At 68.0% G+C, this 21,284-nt stretch carries 13 protein-coding genes and 1 pseudogene; 5 read left to right on the forward strand and 9 right to left on the reverse strand.

What is annotated here, in order from left to right:
* Positions 1–3: 3 nt before the first annotated feature.
* The 3 genes from G3446_RS21460 to G3446_RS21470 form a co-directional block, all read right to left on the reverse strand.
* Positions 4–588 (reverse strand): hypothetical protein, encoded by a 585-nt coding sequence (locus G3446_RS21460; RefSeq protein WP_164455136.1) that lies wholly within the window; start codon positions 586–588, stop codon positions 4–6.
* A gap of 23 nt (positions 589–611) precedes the next feature.
* On the reverse strand, positions 612–1,715 hold the full coding sequence (locus G3446_RS21465; RefSeq protein WP_164455137.1) for a hypothetical protein: 1,104 nt from the start codon (positions 1,713–1,715) through the stop codon (positions 612–614).
* Between the two features lie 313 nt (positions 1,716–2,028).
* Positions 2,029–2,694: a DUF6498-containing protein gene (locus G3446_RS21470; protein ID WP_164455139.1), complete on the reverse strand. Its 666-nt coding sequence runs from the start codon at positions 2,692–2,694 to the stop codon at positions 2,029–2,031.
* Between the two features lie 568 nt (positions 2,695–3,262).
* On the opposite strand from G3446_RS21470, the gene G3446_RS28310 reads away from it, so the two are divergent.
* Both G3446_RS28310 and G3446_RS21475 read left to right on the forward strand, forming a co-directional pair.
* Entirely contained in the window at positions 3,263–3,778 is a 516-nt protein-coding gene (locus tag G3446_RS28310) for a hypothetical protein (protein WP_245232670.1), read from the forward strand.
* The gene (locus G3446_RS21475; protein ID WP_245232671.1) at positions 3,733–4,650 is read left to right on the forward strand and encodes a transposase; all 918 of its coding nucleotides are present in this window, start codon (positions 3,733–3,735) and stop codon (positions 4,648–4,650) included. The genes G3446_RS28310 and G3446_RS21475 overlap by 46 nt, the downstream gene beginning before the upstream one ends.
* A 376-nt stretch (positions 4,651–5,026) precedes the next feature.
* Here the strand turns inward: G3446_RS21475 and G3446_RS21480 are convergent, their stop codons facing one another.
* The 5 genes and pseudogenes from G3446_RS21480 to G3446_RS21495 all read right to left on the reverse strand — a co-directional run bounded on the left by G3446_RS21480 (position 5,027) and on the right by G3446_RS21495 (position 9,844).
* Positions 5,027–5,671, reverse strand: coding sequence for an N-formylglutamate amidohydrolase (locus tag G3446_RS21480; protein ID WP_245232672.1), 645 nt, complete (start codon positions 5,669–5,671; stop codon positions 5,027–5,029).
* A pseudogene (locus G3446_RS28315) lies at positions 5,668–5,985 on the reverse strand (transglutaminase-like domain-containing protein); the annotation flags it as partial. The gene G3446_RS21480 and the pseudogene G3446_RS28315, both read right to left, overlap by 4 nt.
* 15 nt (positions 5,986–6,000) lie before the next feature.
* The gene (locus G3446_RS28320; protein WP_245232674.1) at positions 6,001–6,486 is read right to left on the reverse strand and encodes a transglutaminase-like domain-containing protein; all 486 of its coding nucleotides are present in this window, start codon (positions 6,484–6,486) and stop codon (positions 6,001–6,003) included.
* Between the two features lie 254 nt (positions 6,487–6,740).
* On the reverse strand, positions 6,741–8,981 hold the full coding sequence (ptsP, locus tag G3446_RS21490) for a phosphoenolpyruvate--protein phosphotransferase (RefSeq protein WP_164455141.1): 2,241 nt from the start codon (positions 8,979–8,981) through the stop codon (positions 6,741–6,743).
* A 176-nt stretch (positions 8,982–9,157) separates the two neighbouring features.
* Complete coding sequence (locus G3446_RS21495) at positions 9,158–9,844, reverse strand: hypothetical protein (RefSeq protein WP_164455143.1); 687 nt, start codon at positions 9,842–9,844, stop codon at positions 9,158–9,160.
* Between the two features lie 488 nt (positions 9,845–10,332).
* Between G3446_RS21495 and G3446_RS21500 the strand changes: the two genes are divergently transcribed.
* Positions 10,333–10,551 (forward strand): YgaP family membrane protein, encoded by a 219-nt coding sequence (locus tag G3446_RS21500; RefSeq protein WP_164455145.1) that lies wholly within the window; start codon positions 10,333–10,335, stop codon positions 10,549–10,551.
* Positions 10,552–10,758: 207 nt separating this feature from the next.
* Positions 10,759–10,893, forward strand: coding sequence for a hypothetical protein (locus G3446_RS28800; protein ID WP_280818870.1), 135 nt, complete (start codon positions 10,759–10,761; stop codon positions 10,891–10,893).
* A gap of 176 nt (positions 10,894–11,069) precedes the next feature.
* On the opposite strand, the gene G3446_RS21505 is transcribed toward G3446_RS28800, so the two are convergent.
* Complete coding sequence (locus G3446_RS21505; RefSeq protein ID WP_164455149.1) at positions 11,070–19,865, reverse strand: glycoside hydrolase family 94 protein; 8,796 nt, start codon at positions 19,863–19,865, stop codon at positions 11,070–11,072.
* Positions 19,866–20,285: 420 nt separating this feature from the next.
* Between G3446_RS21505 and G3446_RS21510 the strand changes: the two genes are divergently transcribed.
* On the forward strand, positions 20,286–20,996 hold the full coding sequence (locus G3446_RS21510) for a helix-turn-helix domain-containing protein (protein ID WP_164455147.1): 711 nt from the start codon (positions 20,286–20,288) through the stop codon (positions 20,994–20,996).
* Positions 20,997–21,284 lie beyond the last annotated feature (288 nt).

The raw sequence follows: 21,284 nt of genomic DNA on the forward strand, positions 1-21,284 counted from the left end.
GCTCTAGAGGTTGTCTGAAAACATCCACCGACATTGGTGGGAGCGGCGCCCACCCCCCCCCAAACCCCCGGGGCCTACCCCCCCCGCGGGCCACCCCCCCGGGCTCGACTGGGGGGCAAAGCGCCCATTGCGGGGGGGCGGGCCCCCTGGGGGGCCGGGCCGAGGCCCGCGCGAATCCCATTTGTCGCGCAGTGATGCGAGCGCCCTCAAGAGATTATCCGAGTAGCGTCCGGTCACGTCGGTGCGCCATTCGTCCTCGCCACCCGGCCACTCGACCTCTTCGGCACGCAGGCTCACGCGGGCGCCATCCGCGTCCTCCGCAAAGTCGGCGTAGATGCGCAGCACGCGCTCGGCGATGAGACTGCCTCCTTCGTCATGGCCTGCGAGGATCTGCTCGAAGACGGCGCTACGCGAGGAGACGGAGAGGATTCGCCAGCCGCGGCTTGCGGCATTGTCCACGGCGAAGGCACGTGCTTCGTCCAGTCGCGCGCCGAACAGCATGATGCTGGGCGCCATGACGGCGAGCGCCCAAGCGGGCAGGATGAGGGCGAGAACCGCGGCGATGCGCAGATGCGCCGAGCCTCGCATCGGGGGGCGGCCCGCCCCCGTCCTCAGAGGAGGCCGCGGCAGGTTCCGTTCTGGCATTTCACGAGAAAGCTGTCGCTTCCTTCGCAAGGGACCTTATGGACTTCCCCGTCTTGACGGGACTCGATCAGCTGAGACCCTGCAGGCGAGACCTGACAGCCGCGCTGACGCGCATACTGCTCCGCATAGGCGGCCCAAGTGACGCGCCCGGAGCTGGACTGGCCCTGGGGCAGCGCCATCATGTCGTTACGTGGCGCGGCGTCGGCGATACCGCTGGATCCATAGCTGTAGCTGGTATCAAGCGCGCCCGTGGCGTCGACGACAGGTGCAGGGCTGGTCGGGCGCCGCCGGGGCTCTGGGTAGGGGGGCGTGTCCGATCGCTCGCGCTCCGCTGAGAGCGATGTCTCGGCAACGTCCGGGCTCGCTGGCGCCGCCGCGCCTGTCGGCTCGGCGCGCCATGCGGGCTCGGTCGCGACGCTCTCGGGCTCCGGGGGGTATTCGGGCGGGCGCTCCGCGATATCGGCGGACACGGCCGCGGGCTCGGCAGCCGGCGGGCTGGCGACCTCGGGGGCTGGATTGGTGTCCGGAGATGCTTCAGCCCCTTGCGGACGGGCGTAAGGTGTGCCGGCCCAAGGATCTGGCCAGCCCTGGGCGGGCGGCGTCGCACGTGCGATCCGTGCGCGATTGCTTGCCCAGGTCGCGCTCAGCGATCTCAGTGATTGCTCCAAGGCGTCGCGATAGGTCTCAGTGACATCCATCCGCCGCGCCGGCTGGCCTGCGACTGCGGGAGAAACGACCTCGGCCCTGGTCGCGACATCCACGCTTCCGCCTTGCTGGACGAAGAAGGACGTGACTTCGAGCGTCGCGCCCGGCAGCGGCCCGGAGCCACTGCTGGCAACCAGACTCGCATCCACCTCGCGCTGCGCGATCAGACGTCCGGGACCTGTCTTGACGATGCGCCACCCCTTGCTAAGCGCCGCACCCATGGCCGTCAGCTTGACCTCATCCGCGGTCGCGCCCGGCAGCGTGGTTTGCGGCAGTCGGGCAAAATCGCCCGGCAATGGAGGCGAGCCCGACTCGGGACCGAGGGACTCGCCGGTTGGCGTGCCGGCACAGCCCGTTAGCAGCAATCCCGACAACGCCATACAACACAAGGTGGCTTTCAAACGCACGTTCGACCAAAGCCTCTCTGAAAAAGGGTTTCTTGAGCTAGCCCGAGACGCAGCGCGAAAAGCGCGTCGCAGAATGGCGCGATTCTACAGCGAATCACTCGCTCATCGGGTGCGCAGGATGCTAGCACAGTGTGGCGGGGGGCCGCTGCCGGCGCGGCCCTATGCCTAGGAACGGTTCGCTGACTCGTGGTGCATTGTCGGTGTCTGCAGGACAGCCGATCGGCCCCTTGCGCTTTGGTCCGCCCCCCGCCGGGCGGTCGAGTCGATGCCGTCAGGCTTGAGGCGCAGGCTCTTGGCTTGCGCCCGACCTGCGGTGCGCGGCGATGTGCGATCTCAGGTCCATGATGGTCTTGAGAACGACCAGCAGGACGACACCGATCACTGGGTCCCCGAGGGACATGACCAGGAAGCCGCCGAAGAGGATGGTGATGTGGAGCGCGATGACGCGGCTGTAGGGCGCATTCATCGCCTGAGAGAGGGTCGTCGTGCGGTATTCGCCCTTGCCGATGTAGTTCTCGAGGAAGGAGAAGGCGTGGCTGACGACCAGCGGAACGATGACCCACTGTAGCTGGTTTGCCGTGATCTCGTGCCACATCGGGCTGGGGCCGATCGCCGTCAGGTCGTCGGACGGGCCGCCGAACATGACCACGACGAACACGCCGTGGACTGTGGTGAAGATGCCGTAGTGAATGCAGAAGACGAGCGTGACGAGGAGCTTGCCGACCAGCGCGACCGGCCCTTCGGTACCGCCGCCTTGGCTGAGCAGGATCCGCGGGATGTTCAGCACCCCGTACACGACGTTCTCCATCCAGAACAACAGCAGAACGACAAAGACGCTCCAGTCCCAGAAGAGCACGCCGACAAGAGGGACCATGTTGGCCAGGACGAGCAAGATGGCCGAAGGCGTGAGCGCCGCGCGGGCGACGGATTGGATCATGCTGAAACGCTTCCTTTTGGTCAGCGGGATCTCATCATCCCAGACTGCAGAATAAAGGAAGACGCGAGAATAGAGGAAGACGCGCGGCCTGTAAGCGAGACAGCTGCCGAGATGCGATCTCGATCCTCAGTCGAGCCCGCCGCTCGGTCGGTGGAAGCGGTGCCTCACAGCGGCGCGCGCCTCCCTCGGGCTCGTCGTGAATCTCCTAGCAGCTGACCGTCCAATCCTGTCGCATTGCACAGCGCCATGACGCGACTCAACCAATGCTCCCTGACTCCTTTACCGCCGTCGCTCCTCTATGTTGCTGCCTCTTGGGGCTCTCCCTGGAGAGGTCGGGCGCCGTCGCAGAATCGTAGCTCTCAATGCTGGTAGCTCATCTGCTGCGGCTTCCACAAAGCAGACATTCGGCAGATGTGGGTTGGGGGCGGCTGGACCATGGCTTTCAAGGTCACATAAAGTGCTCGCCTGGCGATCCCGGCAGGCTGGACACCTCGATCGCTGCGGCACCCGCCCTCGGCATCTGGAGCCAAGCGCTGTATAGTCCGGCCCCTTTGTTAACGACCGGACGTTGATCGCTGTGCTGACCTCGCTGTTGGAGCGTTTCGCCGAGAACTTTCCCATCCCGACCATGGCCCGCGCGGTGCTCGAGCGCAGTTTCCGCCCGGAGCTGCTCGACCCCTGGTTCAAGACGGTTGCCCAAGACCAATACACCCGTCGGGTGTTGTTCTCGACGCTGTTCGAGCTGATGCGGCAAGTGGTGACGCGTCAGCAGCCCTCGGTGCATGCTGCCTATCAAGGGGCACGCAAGGCGATCCCGGCCTCCATCACGGCGGTGTACGAGAAGCTCAACGGCTTGGAGGCGGCGGTGTCGGCCGCCCTGGTGGCCTACAGCGCCGAGCAGGTCACGCCGGTGATCGACGCCCTCGAGGGCGCTCGCATGCCGTTGCTGGAGGGCTACCGCGTCAAGATCCTCGACGGCAATGCCTTGGGGCACGCGAGCACCGCCTCGCCGAGACGCGTGCGCGCAGTGCCGCGCCCTTGCCGGGCAAGGCCCTGGCGGTGCTCGAGCCGGCGCTGGGGCTGATCACGCAGCTGATTGCCGAGGCCGATGCCGACACCCAAGAGCGCGCCTTGCTCGCACAGCTCGACAGCACCATCGAAACGGGCGATCTGTGGATTGCCGATCGCAATTTCTGTGTCGCCTCCTGGATCTGGAAACTGCATCAGCGCGACGCCGCGGTCCTGGTGCGTGAGCATCAGCAGTTGCCGACGCAGCCCTGCGAGGCGATGCGCCTGGTGGCCACCACGGAGCACTGCCAGCTCAGTGAGCAGCGTGTGACGCTCGCCGCCCCCGACGGCGGAGAATGCCTGGAATTGCGTCGCATCCGTCTGGAGCTGAGCACGCCAACGCGCGAGGGAGAGACGACGCTCTATCTGCTCACCACACTGCCCGTGACGGCAGCTGACGCCGCGCTGGTCGCCACGCTCTATCGCGAGCGCTGGACGTTGGAAACCGCCTTCTTGCATCTCACCACCGAGCTGCGCTGCGAGATCGAGACCTTGGCCTATCCGCCGGCCGCGCTGTTCGCACTGGCCATGGCCGTGGTCGCCTACAACGCCTGGGCGGTGGTCAAGGCGGCGCTGCGTCGGGTGCACGGTGCCGACACCGTCGACACCCAGGTCTCCGGCGATTACCTCGTCAACGAGATGGGGCGCGTGGGCGAGAGCCTCGAGGCGCTGGTCACCCCCGAGGAATGGGCCATCTTTCATACCTTCACGCCCACCGCCATGCCCGCCTGGCTGCTCGCCAGCGCGCAACAGGTCCAACTGCGCAAGTCTCGCAAGCATTCACGCGGACCCAAGAAGCACGCGCCGGCGCGCACGCACGATCCGAGCAGACCCCATGTCTCCGTCGCGCGCTTGCTCGCGCAACGCCAGACGGGGAGCGAGCGCTGAAGCACGCGACATCGGATCACCGGGACCGCCACGAAATGTGACCTTGAAAGACATGGTGTCGTTCGCGGTCCGCGTTGCGTCTTCCATCCCATACCGCTCGCAGACGTCGTTCCGACACTGTTGCCAGGCTTGAGGGATCCTCGCGCTGTGTGACGAGTAAGCCTCGCGTCTCAAGCACCGGGGCCTTCCCCGGGGAGAGCGGTTCCCCAGGCTAATCATCAGCAATGCGCGAGCAGGCCTGCGCCAGACGCTCCACCCAGGCAGCGATCTGCGGCGGAGCTTGGAACTCGTCTTGACGGATCTCGATCATGACGTGGGGAATGCCGCGGCGCTCGGCGTGCGTCGGCAGGGTGAAATCGTACGCGTCTTCGATGCCCTAGGGCTGGTTGTCGCCGACCAGTCGACCGAACTGCCGAACCAGGGCTGGACGGAGCTGCCGCGCGAGCCTGGGGTCGCGTCCATAGGCCAAGCCGACCGGCCAGGGGCGCGACTGTCCGGCGAGCATCGGGGTGAAGCTGTGCACGCTGATCAGCCGCAACTTGGGATCGGGGTGCCTGTCGAGCCACTGGGCGATGGCGTGGTGATAAAGCAGGAAGAGGGCGTCGATCCGCGCGTCACGCGCGATCGCGCTCAGTCTCTCCTTGCCGGGTATCGGGACTCCGTCGCTGCGCGCGGGGATGAGCTCGGGACTCTCGAGCGGGCGATTGAGGTCGATCGCCAGGCGCGAGTAGCGGCTCAGGATGAGCGGCGCATCCAGCCGTGCCGACAGCCCGCGGGCGACCGCCGCGGCGCCCGGATCCCAGGCGATGTGCCGGTGAAGCTGCTCGGCCGTGAGCCCGAGGCCGGCGAGGCGCCGCGGCAGGCGGTTGGAGGCGTGGTCGCAGACCAGCAAGAGGCTGGCCGAGCCCTCGGGGTTGAGTATCTCGAACGGCGGCGGCTCGTCCGCGTCGAGCAACGGGGGCGCTCCAGCGCCCACCGGCACCGACAGCGACCATTTCCCCCAGCCGGCCGCGCCGGTCATGCTCCGGGCGTCCCCAGTGCGTCGGCCCAGACCCGGAAGCCCGTCAGCGTGGCCGGACCGAAGGTGTTGCTGAGCGGGACATCGGCCGCGTCGCGTCCCTGGGCGATCAGCACCCGCCCGATGCGGGGGATTCGGTTGCGGGGATCCAAGGTGTGCCAGCGCCCGCCGAGGTACACCTCGAGCCAGGCGGAGAAGTCCATGGGGTCCGGCGAGCGCGGGACCCCGATGTCGCCCAGATACCCGGTGCAGTAGCGCGCTGGGAAGTTCATGCAGCGGCAGAAGGCGATCGCGAGATGCGTGAAGTCGCGGCAGACCCCCGTGCGCTCCTGTTATGCCTCCAGCGCAGTCTTGGTGGCGCGGGAGTATTGGTAGCCGAAGGCGATGTGCTGATGCACGAAGTCGCTGATCGCCTGCACGCGCGGCCAACCGAGGGGTGTCTGCCCGAACAGCGACCAGGCCGTTTCGGAGAGTCGGTCGGTCTCGCAGTAGCGGCTGCCTTGGAGGTAGACCAGCGTCTCGCTCGGCAGGTCCTCGACCGCGTTCTGGATCGCGGTCGGGTCGACGGCATCCGGAAGACCGTCGTCATGGATCCTGGTGTCCGTGCCGATACGGATCTCTCCCGGCGGCGCGACGAGCCGGCTGCACCAGTTGCCGAAGCCGTCGCGGTAGGCGGTCACCGGGACTGCGGGCTGGGTCAGGATATGGTCCGGAGCCAGCAGGTCGGAGACCCGGCTGTAGTGGACGTTCAGGGTCAGGATCATGGGCGTGCGTTGTGGGCAGGTATAGGCCAATTCGTAGCCGAGCCGAATCTGCATGCGTCAATTCCTGGCGCAAGGCGCTCGATAACAATGGTGGGGCTCGCCTGGCCCACACGCCTGCGCCGCCCGGTCCGCGAGGTCGCCCGCCGCCTTGGCGATCGCACGCCGAGGTGCCATGAGGGCCGTGTCGGCGGTTCGGTCGAGGAAGGGGTCGTCGGCCGCATCGTCCGCAGCGTCAAAACCCAGCGGGTTAGGATCGGATGGCTGAAGGACGAGCGTCATGACGGGGCTGTGCGCCTTGCGCTGAAGTCTCAATCGGCTCCAGAGCAGGCTTGGCTCCTGGCGAGCTCGCCATGCAGCAGCCGATGGATGGCGAATCCGCTCTCCATCCCCAAGGCCATCTCCGCGAGCTGCCTTGCCCGTTCGCGGGCCACGCAGCGGATCGCCCGCTTGACCTCGCCCAGCAGCGCGGGGCTCATGCTGAGCCCGTCCACCCCCAGGCCCAAGAGCAGGAGCGCGCCCGCCGGATCACCGGCCATCTCGCCGCAGACGCTCACGGGCTTGCCGAAGCGGTGCGCCGTCTCGATGACCTGGCGGATGGCGTCGAGCACGGCCGGGTGCAGCGCGTCGTAGGGGGTGACGACCTGGACGTTGTTGCGGTCGACGGCGAGCAGGTACTGGGTCAGATCGTTGGTGCCGATCGAGAAGGCATCCACGCGCTTGGCCATGGCGCCGACCAGAAAGACGGACGCCGGCACCTCGATCATCACCCCCACCCGGGGTCGAGCCATCGCCAGCCCCTCCGCCGCGAGCTCCCGCCCGGCCCGCGCCAACAGATGCAGCGCCTCGTCCAGCTCGTCGACGGTGCCAATCATGGGAAACAGCACCTGCAGATTGCCCAGATCCGCGTTGGCTCGGAGCATGGCCCGCAACTGGATCAGGAAGAGCTCCGGCTGATCCAGCGAGAAGCGGATGCCGCGACAGCCAAGAAAGGGGTTGTCCTCCTGCACCGGAAAGTACGAGAGCATCTTGTCGCCGCCCACGTCGAGGGTGCGCAAGGTCACCGGCAGCGGCGCGAAGGTCTCCAGCACCTCACGATAGTCGCGCAGCTGGACCTCCTCGACCGGCAGGATCTCGCTGAGCAGAAAGCGGTATTCCGTGCGGTAGAGCCCAATGCCCTCGGCGCCGCTCTGCCGCGCCGCCGGACCTTCGGAGGGGAGCCCGATGTTGCCGTAAAGCGGCAGGCGAACGCCGTCGAGGGTCTGCGCCGGTCGGTCGCACAGCCTGCGGAGCTGGGCGGCGCGGGCGTGGGACCGATCCAGACGCCCTTGGAGGGTCTCGATGCGTTGCGGTGATGGCTCGACGTAGACACGGCCCTCATCGCCGTCGACCGCCAGCTCGCGACCGTCCAACCGGCCGGGATGCAGGGTCGCCAGGCTGACGACTGCCGGGATCCCGAGCGCACGCGCCAGGACCGCCATATGCGAGAGTGGCGAGCCGCGCAGACTGACGATTCCGGCCAGACAGGGCGCGGGCACGGCGGCGATCTCCACCAAGCCGAGGGTCTCGCCGACCAGGATGCAGCGCTCTGCCCCGCTGCGTGCGGCCCGCACGCGCGACTCCAGGTGCAGGAGGACATGCTGACCGATCTCGCGCACGTCGGCGGCGCGCTCGCGCAGATAGGGGTCGTCCATCTCCTCGAACACCTGTGCATGACGGGCGATGGTCGCGCGCCAGGCGCCCGGCGCCCAATTCCCGGATCGGATGCCCGCGAGGGTATCCGAGACCAGGTTGTCACCGCCCAACAGCATCACCTGAACGTCGAACAAGGCCCTGACCGCATCCGGCACGGTCCCGGCCAGACGCTCGCCAGCGGCTCGCAGCTCTTCGCGAGCGGCCGCGACCGCGCTGGTGAAGGCGGCCGCCTCGGCGTCGGGATCCACAGCGACGCGATCGGGGACCGATTCGAGCCGCGGTTGCGCTTCGGCGGGAACCGCGATGCCGATCGCCAAGCCAGAGGCCGCCGAGACGCCCTGAATGTAGGGGTCGGCGCCTCCCTCGCCGCGCAGCAGTCGACCGATGCCGCCGACAGCGGCTTCGTCGTGGACGCGCTTGGCCAACTGGGCCCCGAGACTGACGAGAAAGGTGATTTCGTCTCCGGCGTACGCCTGGCCTGGCGGCTTACTGGCAGTCAGAACGCCCAGGACGGTCCGATAATGGATCAGCGGAGTGCCGACAAGGCTGCCGCCGGGCGCCTCGGGGGGACCCTCGGCAGCGCCAGGCGCGGACGACGCCTTGGCCTCCAGGTCGAAGATCAGCTCCCGCCGCGCACCGACGCGACAGGCGAGCCGCTGGCTCCGCTCGTCGTCTGGCCGAGCCAGTCCGTCCGATGCAGCCAGCACATAGGCATCGGCTTGCGGATCCTTGAGATAGAGGGCGCAGGCATCGACAGAGACGGCTTTTCGCGCCTCTTTGACCGCCATGGCCAAGGCATCGCTCAAGGTCGCCGCGAGACCGATCCGATGCATGAGCTGGCGGAGTGTCACGAGCATGATTGCAGTTATCCGATCGGTTTGGGTGAGTAGCGGTCAATGGTCGGCGGGAAGATGCATCTCACTCGTTGGCAGATGCGCGCGTCGCTCCGGTGGGAATGGGCCTCTTGCCGTCGACCGCGATTCGACACGACCAGGGCTTGCGGGCGCGCAAGGACTTCCAGAGCCCTAGGACCTCACATCAGGGCACAGGTGCCGCCTCGCTTGCGGTAAGGCTCGTTGCAGTCCCAGTCGTTTCCCGAATAGTCGAGGTGCGCGTTCTCCGGTACCTCCAGCGCAACGCAGGCCTCTCTGGTCGCTCGATATCCTCGATCGCAGGCCCAGCCCGGGCCGTAGCGGGCCTCGGTCAAGTAGCCGTTCGTCGGCACTTGGATGGGGACGCAGGCGTCTTCGCTCGCTCGGAAGCCGCGCTCGCATGTCCAGCCAGGTCCGTAAGTCGCATCCGTCAGGTAGCCGTGCGAAGGGACCTTGATCGCCACGCAGGCGCCTTTGTCCGCGCGATATCCTCGAGCGCATGTCCAGGTCGGACTCCGGGAGGAGCTGAGGTAGGCGTTCGGCGGAACCTCGATGGCGACGCACCTCTTGTCGATCTCTTGATATCCCCACTTGCACTGCCAACCGGTTCCGTAGCCCCCCTCGGTGGCAAAGGCGTGAGCGGGCACCACCACAGCGATGCAGGCACCTTCGGTCTCGCGATAGCCGCGATCACACTCCCATCCGCCGCCATAGCGTTTGGCACTTGCGTGCTCGGGAATCCCAACGGAAGGCGCCTGAGCGAATGCGGGGTCCGGAATGGCGACGAGAAGCGCTAGACCAAGCAGGGGAAAACGGGGCAGGACAGGGGTGAGTCGCGTATCGATCATTGAATGCTCTTTGGTGTGAATGGGGGCCGCTCCCGGAGCTCGCGCCTCCAAGGCCCAGCAACGACAGGGGCGCTCCCCGACGCTCTCCTGAGAAGTGCTTCGGGGGCGACCAGGATCGCGGACCGCTCGCCGTCGCGGTCGGCGTTGCTGCGCCTGCCGGGATACTTCGACGTCACGACGATCTTTACCGCTGGTGCCGGGCTCGCGTCTGTGCGTCAGCGTACATTGGGCATGGAGAAGGGATCTGTCTCACTCGGCATGAGCGTCCTCGAAAACCGCTGAAGGAACGCCGATCGATTGCGCCTTCCGTTCCGGCTTGGGATGGCCCGAGCTGTGTGAATGCCAGGACGGCACTCGATCAGCATCTCCTTAAGTTCGCTAGCGCACTGAAGGCGGGGGCCGCTCGGCATAGATTGCAGAAAGACGGGCACATCCATTGTGATCCGGCGCCAAGACTAGATCTGTCGTCACCCACTGGAGCACTTCCTATGCATTTCGATCTCACCAAGCACAACATCGGCAACACCGATCGCCTGATCCGCGCCATTGCCGGCGCCGTCCTGATCGTCAGCACCTTTCTCGGCAGTCACTGGGTCGGCGGGCTGATCGGCGCCGTGCTGCTCGGCACCGCCTATCTCCGGTTCTGCCCGGCCTACGCGCTCTTCGATTTCAGCTCCAACAAGGAGGCGGACCCGGTGGCCAAGTAGAGGACCGCGCCGCTCACCGGCCGGGTCGTCAGCTCGGGTGGTGGATCGGCGGCGTCGATCATCGGTTCGCCCGCTCGGTTGAGGTTGAGGAGGAGCGCGCACTGACCGCGCACTTGGACGAAGGAATGATCGAGGCCGATCGACCCGCGCAGTGGACCGCCGACGCCGAGACTTCAAGCGCAAGGCTCAAACGAATAGGGATCACCCATGACCAAAGAACGAAAGAGCAACAAAGAAGCGAAAAAGAAACCCGGCCTGACGCTGAAAGAAAAGCGCAATGCCAAGAAAGACAAGCAGGAATCCAAGACCTTGCTCGGAACCGTCAAAGGCGGTCTAGCCTGATCGGCGGACGGAGACCCGCTCGGGTCTGCGTCGTCCGCCCGGCTCCGAACGACGCCAGCCTCTCCACGTCGGCGGCTCAGCCGCTCTCACCTCCAAGCGACTCCTTTCGTTCCAGTCTCCATCAACCGTGACCGCGGCCGAACGGCGGACCATCGGCCAGCCAGGCGTCCGACCGCCTATCCAGTCAGCGTGACCTGGACCTGATGCTCGCGTCGATCGTCGACCAGCCGGATCGCTTGCTCCTCCAGCTCGACGCCATCCAGCGTCAGGCGCATCAACCCACTCCCGGTCCCCGCGACCGGGCGGGCTTGCGCAGCCCAGATGTGATAGCGCGTCTCTCGATAGCGGTAGTGAATCCTGATTCCGTCCCAATGCGTCGGTAGACAGGGGGCGATATGCAGCCGATCCACGTCCAGGCGCAGCCCCAGGAGGGATTCCAGGATGAGTCGATACATCCAGCCCGCGGAGCCGGTATACCAGCTCCAGCCGCCGCGCCCGATATGCGGAGCGACGCCATAGACATCGGCCGCGATCACATAGGGCTCGACCTTGTAGGTCGCGATGTCCTCGGGCGTGCGACCATGCTTGACGGGGTTGATCATGTCGAAGAGCCCCCAGGCGCGCGTCCGGTCGCCGAGCTCGGCAAAGGCCATCGCCGCCCAGATCGCGGCATGGGTGTACTGCCCGCCGTTCTCCCGCACGCCGGGGACATAGCCCTTGATGTAGCCGGGGTCGAGCGGCGACTGGTCGAAGGGCGGGTCCAGGAGTTGGATCAGTCCGGCGTCACGCCGGACCAGGTGGGCGTCCAGCGCCTCCATGGCCTGACGCGCCCGCTCGGGATCGGCGGCCCCGGACAGCACCGACCAGCTCTGGGCGATGGAGTCGATCCGGCACTCCGAGCCGCTCGCGGACCCCAGCGGCGTCCCGTCGTCGAAGTAGGCGCGCCGGTACCAGGCCCCGTCCCAGCCGTGCTGCTCGAGGCTCTGGCGCAGGCGCTCCGCCTCGCGCTCGCAACGCTCGACGAATGGCGCATCGCCGCGCAGGCGGGCCAGCTCGGCGAAGCGTCTCAGCACCTGGTAGAGGAAGAAGCCGAGCCAGATGCTCTCGCCCCGCCCCTTGATCCCCACCAGATTCATGCCGTCGTTCCAGTCGCCCGAGCCCATCAGCGGCAGGCCGCGCTCGCCCGTGCGCAGCCCATGCAGGATGGCGCGCACGCAATGGTCGTAGAGGCTCGCCGATTCGTCGCACAGGCTGGGCAGATCGTAGTAGGAGTCGTCCTCGCCGCTGACCAGACGGCCGTCCAGGAAGGGGGCCGTCTCGTCGAGCACGCCGGTGTCGCCCGTGGCCAGGACATAGCGGCAGGTCGCCAGCGGCAGCCAGAGGTAGTCGTCCGAGCAGCGAGTGCGCACGCCGCGGCCCGAGGGTGGATGCCACCAGTGCTGGACATCGCCTTCGCGGAACTGACGGCCCGCGCAGCGCAGCAGGTGCTCGCGCACGAGCGCCGGCTCGGCGTGGATCAGCGCCATGGCGTCCTGCAGCTGATCGCGGAAGCCGAAGGCGCCACCGGACTGGTAGTCGCCGCTGCGCCCCCAGAAGCGGCAGGCGAGAGTCTGGTAGAGCAGCCAGCCGTTGGCGATGAGGTCGAGCGAGGGGTCGGGAGTCTCCACCTGCACGGCGCCCAGCGTCTGCGTCCAATAGGCCTGCACCGCCTCCAGTGTCGCCTGGGCGGCGGCCGCACCGCGGCAACGATGCACCAGGTTGCTGGCCTCGTCCGCGCCGCGGCGGCCGACCACGCCGAGCCGGAAGACGCTCTCCTGCGCTTGCCCCGGGTCCAGCTCGATGCCCACCTGAAGCGCGCCGCAGGCATCCAGCGCCGGTCCGACCCGTCCGGACAGCCACGCGCGCGTCAGCGCGGCCGGACGACTCAAGGTCCCGTTGCGCCCGATGAATTCGGTGCGGTCGCCAGTCAGGGTGCGTGACGGGTCGTCCACGTCGAAGAAGGCCAGCCGATCGGCAAACTCGCTGTTGTAGGGATTGCGGGCGAAGAGCGCGCCGCTCGCCGGGTCGATCTCGGTGACGACATGCAGCGCCGACTTGGGCCGCAGGTCCCCGAGGGCCCACTCGACATAGCCGGTCGCGGACAGCCGGCGCGGTCGATCCGACAGATTGCGCAGCTTCAACACCCAATACTTCACGGGGGCGTCCAGGGCGACGTAGACCCACAGCTCCGAGGCGATGCCGGCTTCGCTGTGCTCGAAGACGCTGTAACCGAAGCCGTGCCGGCTGACATAGGGCGTCGCGCCGCGGGCGGGCAGCGGGGTGGGCGACCAGACCTGGCCGCTCGCCTCGTCGCGCAGATAGAAGGCCTCGCCGTGCACATCGCCCACCGGGTCGTTGTGCCAGGGCGTGAGCCGGAATTCATGGGCGTTCTCGCTCCAGGTGTAGGCGCCGCCGCCCGCGGAGACGACCGTCCCGAAGTGCGGATTCGCCAGGACGTTGACCCAGGGCGCGGGCGTCGTCTGGCCTGGCGCGAGGGTGATGACGTATTCGCGCCCATCGGCGGAGAAGCCCCCCAGGCCGTTGTCGAAGCGCAGCGCCGGGCGTGGCTGGGCGGCGTGCTGGGGCTCGCGCACCGGATCGCGGCTGAGCGTCAGGGGCGGCGCGTGCTTCGGCCGCGGGCCCTGTCGGTTGATCTGCTCCGCCAGCGTGCCGCGGCTGTCGCTGAGGATGGCGCGGGCCACGGTCTGGAAGAGGATGCGGTCCTCGTCCGAGATCTGGTCGGCCGGCCGGATGAAGATGCCGCCGGGCCGATCCACCACATGCGCCTCGGCGCCCGCGGCGATCAGGCCCAGGATCTGCTCCTGGAGCTGTTGGCGGTAGCCGGCGCGATCCTCGTTCCAGATCACCAGGTCCACGGTGAGTCCCTTGAGGCGCCAATAGGCATGGGCCTGGACGAGCTGATGGACCAGGGCGATGTTGGCGCGGTCGCCGATCTGGCAGAGCACGATGGGGACATCGCCGGAGACCGCGTGACTCCAGAGTCCGGACTGGCCGCGGCGGTTCTGCGCGAGCACGCCGGGCTCGGCGCGCAGCGAGGCGTTGGTGTAGAGGATCGAGCTGGCCAGACGCCCGTAGAGCTGCACGTCGGCCGGGGTCGCGTTGATCTGGCGCAGCACCACCTGGCTGTGGGTCCAGGCCAGGTCGAAGACGCGATTGGCGAGGCGCTCGTCCTGGTACTTCTCGACCAGGCCCAGGGCGCCCTCGCGGGTCTCGCCGATGCCGTAGATGAGGTCGATGGTGGCGGTCTGATCGGCCTCCAGGACGATGCGCCGGCGGATCGCGACCATGGGGTCCAGCACCGAGCCCGCGCTGCCCGAGAGTGGCCCGGCCTCGTCCAGGGCCTCGGGCGCCGCCAGGGTGCGGTCGCGTCCGATGAACCGCATTCGATCCGTTTCGTAGGATGGGTCGAGCGTAGCGAAACCCATCGAGCCCAGCGCAGACGCCTCGCGGCTATCCCGACCAGAATCCACGTCCCCTCGCACCACCATCACATGGAACATCCAGGGCGGGGTCTCGTCGCGCGAGCGCGGCCGGCGGGTGCAGAGGATCGCCGGCCGAGGGTGGAGGATCTCGGTCTGCACGAAGAGGTTGCTGAAGGCCGGATGCAGGGTGTCGGCGGCCGCCGCGGCGAGCACGACCTCGGTGTAGCTGGTGACCTCGATGACCCGGCGGGCGCGGGAGCGGTTGGTGAGCCGCAGCCGGCGCAGCTCCAGGTCGTCCTCCGGCGAGACCACGATCTCGGTGTAGGACTCGATCGCGTGATCGCGGCGGCGAAACTCCGCCCGGCCCTCGGAGAAGATCGCCTCGAAGTGATCCGGCGTCGTCAGGGTCGGCTGGTAGGCGCTCGACCAGACGGCGCCGCTCTCCAGGTCGCGCAAGTAGCAGAAGGTGCCCCAGGCATCGCGCGTGCTGTCCTCGCGCCAGCGGGTGACGGCGAGGTCGTTCCAGCGGCTGTAGCCACCGCCGGCATGGGTGACCATCACATGGTAGCGCCCGTTCGACAGCAGCTGTACCTCGGGGTGCGGGGTGTCGGGGCTGCCGAGGACGCGGATCGGCGCCTCCAGAGCGCCGGCGCTCGCGCGCTCGCTGGTGATCTCGCCGTGGGTGTCCGAATAGAAGGCCGTGGTCTTGGGGATGCGCTCCTGGAGCAGCAGGGCGGTGGCCTGAAACGACGGAGACGCGGCGAAGCGCCGCTGCATCGGGCGGTCGAGCAGCAGATAGGCCAGCGACAGGAAGGTCATGCCCTGGTGATGGGCCATGAAGGAGCGGATCACGGCGCTCGCCTGTCCGCGCGGGAGCCGGGAGGGCGTATAGTCGACCGCCTCGTAGAAGCCGTAGCGCCCCGTCAGCCCGTTGGCGGCGAGCCGCTGGAGGTTCAGGCAGGCCGCCTCGGGCGCCACCATGAGTGCGAGCGCCGAGGCATAGGGGGCGACGACCAGATCTTCCGCCAGCCAGCGCTTGAGCCCCAGACCGGGCACGCCGAAGGCGCGGTACTGGTAGTTGAGCTGCGCATCGACCCCGTTGTAGCCGGATTCCGAGACGCCCCAGGGCACACCGCGCTCCTTGCCGTAGGCGATCTGTCTGGCCACCGCGGTGCGATAGGTCTGGTCGAGCAGGGTGTTGTCGTAGGTCGGCATCACCAGCAGCGGCATCAGATACTCGAACATCGAGCCGCTCCAGGACAGGAGCGTCGCGTCGCCGGCGGCGCGGGTCAGCAGGCGCCCCAGGGCGAACCAGCTCTCCTGCGGCAATTGCCCCTGAGCGATGGCGACGAAGCAGCCCAGACGTGCCTCGGAGGCCAGCAGATCGTAGTTGCTGCCATCGCGTCGCCGCTCGGTGACGTCGTAGCCGATGGCGAGCAGCGTCTGCGCCTCGTCGAACAGGAAGTCGTAGTCCATGCGGGCCAGATCGCCGGCGGTGTGCGCCAGATGCTCGAGCGTGGCGATCCGCTCACGGGCGTGGCGACCCGGATCGCCGACGGCACCGACCTCGAGCCCGGACACTTGGCGCAACGTCAGTGAAAGACCCGGTTGCGGACCCGCGTCGGGGACGGCTTGAGGCCCTTCCGCCCTGGCGGTCTCCGCGAGCCAGGGCGCGAGGAACAGAAGCTCATCCAGCGTGGCGCGGCATTGGCGGGCCAGGCGCAGCGACCAGGCCGCCACCTCATCCGCGTGCGCTGAATTCGCCCCCTGCGCGGCCTTCTCCGCCTGGGTCGTCAGGGCATGGAGACAGTCGCGGACCGCGCTCAGACTGGTCGGCGGCGACTGGACGGCCGACGCCAACGTCCGCCGGAAGCGCTCGAGTGGGGCCGGTAGAACGGCCCCGCGTCCCAACTCGGAACCGGCCTCGACCGCGCCCTCCAGGGCCTTCAGGGTATCGTCGAGACCGTCCAGCCAGCGCGGGTTGAGGATCGGGGCGTCGATCAGCGCGAGCAGGCCGGGCTGCAGGGTCGACAGATGGCCCGCGAGGTTGCCGCTGTCCACCGAGGAGATGTAGTGGGGCGCGAGCGGCGCCAGCGACTGGGTGTCGTACCAGTTGAAGAAGTGGCCGCGATGACGCTCCAGACCGGCCATGGTGTCCAGCGCGGCGCCGGTGCGGGCCATGAGCGCGCCGGCCGGCAGATAGCCGAAGTCATAGGCGGCCAGATTCGCCAGCAATGAGAGCCCCATGTTGGTCGGCGAGGTGCGATGTGCCACCACGGCCGTCGGATGCTCCTGGACATTGTCCGGCGGCAGCCAATGGTCGTCCGCGCCGACGAAGGTCTCGAAGAAGGCCCAGGTCTTGCGCGCGACGGTGCGGAGAAACCCGGTCTGATCGGCCGTCAGGTGGGCTTCGCGGCGTTCGAGCGGGCGGCTCATCCACCAGGCGACGAGGGGCGCGGCCAGCCAGGGCAGGAGGATCGGCGTGGCGACGAGGAGCGTGGCCGGCGCGCGCGCCGCCAAGCCCGCGCCCGTGATGAGGGCGATGGCCGGGGCGATCCACATGGTCCGATAGAAGGCGGCGAGCCCCTGGCCTCGGCGCTCCAGATCGCCCGAGGAGGTCCATTCGAGCAGGCGGCACCGGCTGACCCCCATCCGCCAGAGGGTGCGAGCCATGGCATCCAGGCTGAAATAGGCCTCATAGGGAAGGCAGACGAGCGTGAAGACGGCCTGACTCAGCCCATGGCCGGCGGCACGGAGCACCGCGCTCAGGTGCGCCCGCCAACGCAGGTCGCCGGGCTTGCGCAGCCCGCTCAACAGCGCGGTCAACAGCGCCGGGACCAAAACGATGCCCAGCACCGCCAGGGTCCAGAGGCCGGGCTCGTCCAGGAATGCCAGACCCAGCACCAGTAGCGCGGTCAGGGCCGCCGGGACCAGGCTGCGGCGCAGGTTATCGGCCAGCTTCCAGCGCGACAGGGCCGAGAGCGGATTGCGGCGCGGCTGCCCGTCGCGACCCGGGACGCGCGGCAGCAGCCACTGGGCGATCTGCCAGTCTCCCCGGATCCAGCGGTGGCGCCGGCTGACATCCGCGCTGTAGCAGACCGGATAGTCCTCGTAGAGCTGCACATCGCTCAGCAGCCCAGAGCGCGCGTAGCACCCCTCGAGCAGGTCGTGACTGAGGATGCGGTTCTCGGGCAAGTGATCGTCGAGCGCCTGCTCGAAGGCATCGACGGCATAGATCCCCTTGCCGATGAAGGAGCCTTCCTGGAGCCAGTCCTGATACAGGTCCGAGACGGCCCGGGTATAGGGATCGATGCCGGCGTCCTGCCCATGCAGACGCGCGAACCGCGAGCGGCTCGCCCCGGGCAGGCTCGCGGACACGCGCGGCTGCAGGATGCCGTAGCCCTCGCCGACGCGTCCCAGCTCGGCGTCGAAGCGCGCCCGATTCAGCGGGTGCTCCATGGCGCCGACCAGCTCATGGGCGGCGTCGCGCGGGAGCTGGGTATCCGTGTCCAGGGTGATGACATAGCGCACGCTCGCGAGGATCGGCGTCTCGCCGACGATCAGCGAGAAGCGTCCTCCGGCGTGCGGGGTCTGTCCATCCGGGGACGAGGCATTCGGGAGTCGCGTGTCATCGACGCCGCGTAGCAGGGCATTGAGGTCCGAGAGCTTGCCGCGCTTGCGCTCGTACCCCATCCAGACCCCTTCCCGCGGATTCCAGCGACGCGGCCGATGGAACAGGAAGAAGGTGTCGCCGCTCGCACGCGGGTACTTGGCGTTCAGGGCCGCGACACCCTGCGCGGCCAACTGGGCCAGTGCCGCGTCGCCCGGCTGCGACTGCGTGGGCGCATCGCGAAAATCGGTCAGGAGACCGAAGTGCAGATGCTCGTCGCGATTGGCCAGGAAGCGCACTTCCAGCGCCTCGAGCAGGGCCTCGACCCCCTGCGCGCTACCGAGCAGGGTCGGCGTCACCACCAGGGTACGCGCCTCCGGAGGGATACCGGCAGAGAAGTCCAGACGGGGCAGCGGATGGGGCGCCACCAGCAGGCTGGCCAGCCAGTTCAGCAGCGCGACGGCCAGTTGACTGGTGCCGAGCACTGCCAGGATGGACAGGAGCGGAAGCAGCCAGCGCGGCGCACCCTCGGCCTGCGCCAGCAAGCCCCAGGAAAGGCCCGCCGTGAGCAGCAGGATCCCGCCGAGATAGAGCACCAATGGGGAGCGGTGGCCCTGGCCTAGCAGCGACTCCAGGCGATAGCGTCGCCCCCCCGCCGCACGCTCGAGCTGGGGCCGTCCGCGATCGACCAGGTAATAGCCCACATGCGCCGCACGCGCATCGGTGTCGGCCTGGGTCTGGCCCGAGCCCTCGTGCTGGAGCGCCGCGCGCGCCTGCGCGATCCCGATCGCTTCGCGCGCGACCTCGGTCTCGGAGAGCCGCCCGTGCCTCGCGATTCGCTCCACGACGTGCCGGTAGCGATCACGGGTGGCGAAATCCATCCGGCCATAGAGCCCGCCCGGATCCTCCTGCAGGGTGCGCTCGACCAGGCTCATGCTCTCCACCAGCTCGCGCCAGTCCATCGCCCCGAGGGAGCGGAGGCTGCCGATGCTATTGCCGATGGAGACCTGATCGGCGGCCTGCTGCTGGTTCTCCGCCCGCACCAACCGCTCGATCGTTAGCCCGAGCTCCGCGAGCTGCTGCTCGATCCAGGTCAGCGGCAAGGCCAGGGCGGCGCTCTGTCCCTGCAGCCGGCGCGCCAGCTCGGCGACGAAGGCGCTCGACATCGGCGGGCTCGACCGGGCCATGTCCGCGATCACCAGGATCAGGCTCTTCGGGTCGCGCTCGGCCATGGCCAACATGCGGTCGGCCCAGTCGTCGGCGAGGCTCTGATGGATGCGACTGGTCACGACGCGGGCGGCAACCCGGCGGAGATTCTCGATCAGCGCCAGGCGCAGCATGATGGGGATGGCCCACAGCTCGCCCAGTTGCAGCACCGTCACGCTCTGATAGGCGGCGACGAAACGGGTGAGGTTCTCCGGATCGACCCGGCCATCGCCGTGGGCAATGATCTCCAGCGCCAGGTCGTAGACCCGGGGCAAGGCGGCCGAGGGACCATCGCGCAGACGGGGAAGCTCCCGGCTGTAGCCCTTGGGCAGATGGCGCCTGGCGGTGCGGATCTGCTCCTCGATCAGGTAGAAGTTGTCGAGCAGCCATTCCCCGGCCGGGGCGATCCGCCGGCTCTCCGTCACCGCGCCCATGAGCAGCCGACTGACGCCGACCAGGACCTTCTCGTTGGCGTTCAGACGCCCGAGCAGGCGATCCGGCGGATGCTTGGACATCAAGACATGCGACGCCGCGAGCACCTTGCCGTGCTGCTCCATCTGCACCGCGCTGAAGAGCTCCGAGCGTAGCGGCGGCTCATCCTCGATAGCGCGGTTGGTCAAGCGGGCGGGATGCAGCCGCGTCCTCAGCTCGAGCCAGATCTCACGCAGGGCCATCGTGCTTGGAATCAAGTGCGGGGTCTCCGAGTCTGGGCGATGTCCGATCCAGCCCCCATGCCCGGAGACCGACGCCCGAGATCGAATGTCGCGTCTTCCGTGAGGCCTCAGGATCCGGGGGTGCGCCGTAGGCGCTCCGAAATGCAGGTTGAAGACAGGCTGTGCCAAGTCTTATCCGGTGTCTGTTCGCTACCGAACACAGGCATGCCTTGTCGGATCAGGGCTGCGCCACCCGTCATCGCACGACGGTGGGGGGAGACGGTCGCCGCGAATGCGCGCTATGTCCGCCAGCGCACTGACTGGATGGTCATTTCCAGGTAGTGATTACCGCTCGGGGCGCATCCCGCGGCGTTCGAGACGTTCGGAGCACCGCCCGGCGCTTGGTGGTCGTATCCGACGCTCAAGAACGAGGAGAACGCCGTGCCGTCTGCAAATAGCCCCAACCGCTTCGTCAATCGCCTCCTGGCCGCACTGCCCGAGACCGACCGGTTGGCGATCCTGACGCGGTGCGAGTCCGTCGAGCTTCAGGTCGGCGAAGTGATCGGCGAGCCCGGCGAGCGCATTCGCGACGTCTATTTCCCCGCCGGAAGCCTTGTCTCTCTGATAACGCCTCCCGATGATCACCCAGGCCTGGAGGTCTGGCTGGTTGGCAACGAGGGTATGGTCGGGACACCACTCGTCCTGGGAGTTGAGGTCACCCGACTGCGCGCCCTGGTTCAGGGAGCGGGCCCGGCGTGGCGCATGACGGCCGAAGGGCTTGGCGACGCGCTTCGCCAGAGCGCTGCCTTGCATCGGACGCTCGACCGCTATCTGTCCGTGCTGATGAGCCAGGGCGCGCAGATGGTCGCCTGTGCGCGCTTCCACGTCGTGGAGGCGCGCCTCGCCCGCTGGCTGCTGATGTCCCAGGATCGTGCACATTCGGACCACTTCCATGTCACCCATGAGACCCTGGCCGCGATGCTTGGGGTGCGCCGCGTGGGCGTCACCAAGGCGGCGACGGCGCTGCAGCAAGGCGAGCTGATCCGCTATCGGCGCGGAGATGTGACCATTCTCGACCGCACGGGTCTAAGGGCCGCCGCCTGCGACTGCTATGGCACGGCGGAGGCGATCTATGAGCAGCTCTTGGGTTGACGCGGCATACGAGAAAACCAGCACGGCCCTGAGGTATGTGCGCTATCGTACGGAGGTAGCCTTTGTGCGGGTGGCGGCGAAAGGCTGGCCCCTCGTCCACGGTAGCCCATTGGCGAAGCGACTCGTGACCATTGCGCCCACTCCCGCATCTCCGCGGCAAAATCATCTGCTCGACGTCCTGCCCGAGAGCGAGTACCAGCACCTGTGCAGACACCTGGAGCTGGTCCGGCTGCCGCTTGGGATGGCCCTCTACGAGTCTGGCGAGGGATTGAGCCATGTCTACTTCCC

Origin of the sequence: Thiorhodococcus minor, from assembly GCF_010820565.1 — a bacterium.
Taxonomy (GTDB): Bacteria; Pseudomonadota; Gammaproteobacteria; order Chromatiales; family Chromatiaceae; genus Thiorhodococcus; species Thiorhodococcus minor.

What these genes read in the sequence shown, in the direction of transcription:
- G3446_RS21480 (WP_245232672.1), bottom strand. Translation starts at nt 5,671, where the DNA reads ATGACCGGCGCGGCCGGCTGGGGGAAATGGTCGCTGTCGGTGCCGGTG.
- G3446_RS21505 (WP_164455149.1), bottom strand. Translation starts at nt 19,865, where the DNA reads ATGGCCCTGCGTGAGATCTGGCTCGAGCTGAGGACGCGGCTGCATCCC.
- G3446_RS28800 (WP_280818870.1), top strand. Translation starts at nt 10,759, where the DNA reads ATGACCAAAGAACGAAAGAGCAACAAAGAAGCGAAAAAGAAACCCGGC.
- G3446_RS28320 (WP_245232674.1), bottom strand. Translation starts at nt 6,486, where the DNA reads ATGCAGATTCGGCTCGGCTACGAATTGGCCTATACCTGCCCACAACGC.
- G3446_RS21460 (WP_164455136.1), bottom strand. Translation starts at nt 588, where the DNA reads ATGCGAGGCTCGGCGCATCTGCGCATCGCCGCGGTTCTCGCCCTCATC.
- G3446_RS21470 (WP_164455139.1), bottom strand. Translation starts at nt 2,694, where the DNA reads ATGATCCAATCCGTCGCCCGCGCGGCGCTCACGCCTTCGGCCATCTTG.
- G3446_RS21495 (WP_164455143.1), bottom strand. Translation starts at nt 9,844, where the DNA reads ATGATCGATACGCGACTCACCCCTGTCCTGCCCCGTTTTCCCCTGCTT.
- G3446_RS21500 (WP_164455145.1), top strand. Translation starts at nt 10,333, where the DNA reads ATGCATTTCGATCTCACCAAGCACAACATCGGCAACACCGATCGCCTG.
- ptsP (WP_164455141.1), bottom strand. Translation starts at nt 8,981, where the DNA reads ATGCTCGTGACACTCCGCCAGCTCATGCATCGGATCGGTCTCGCGGCG.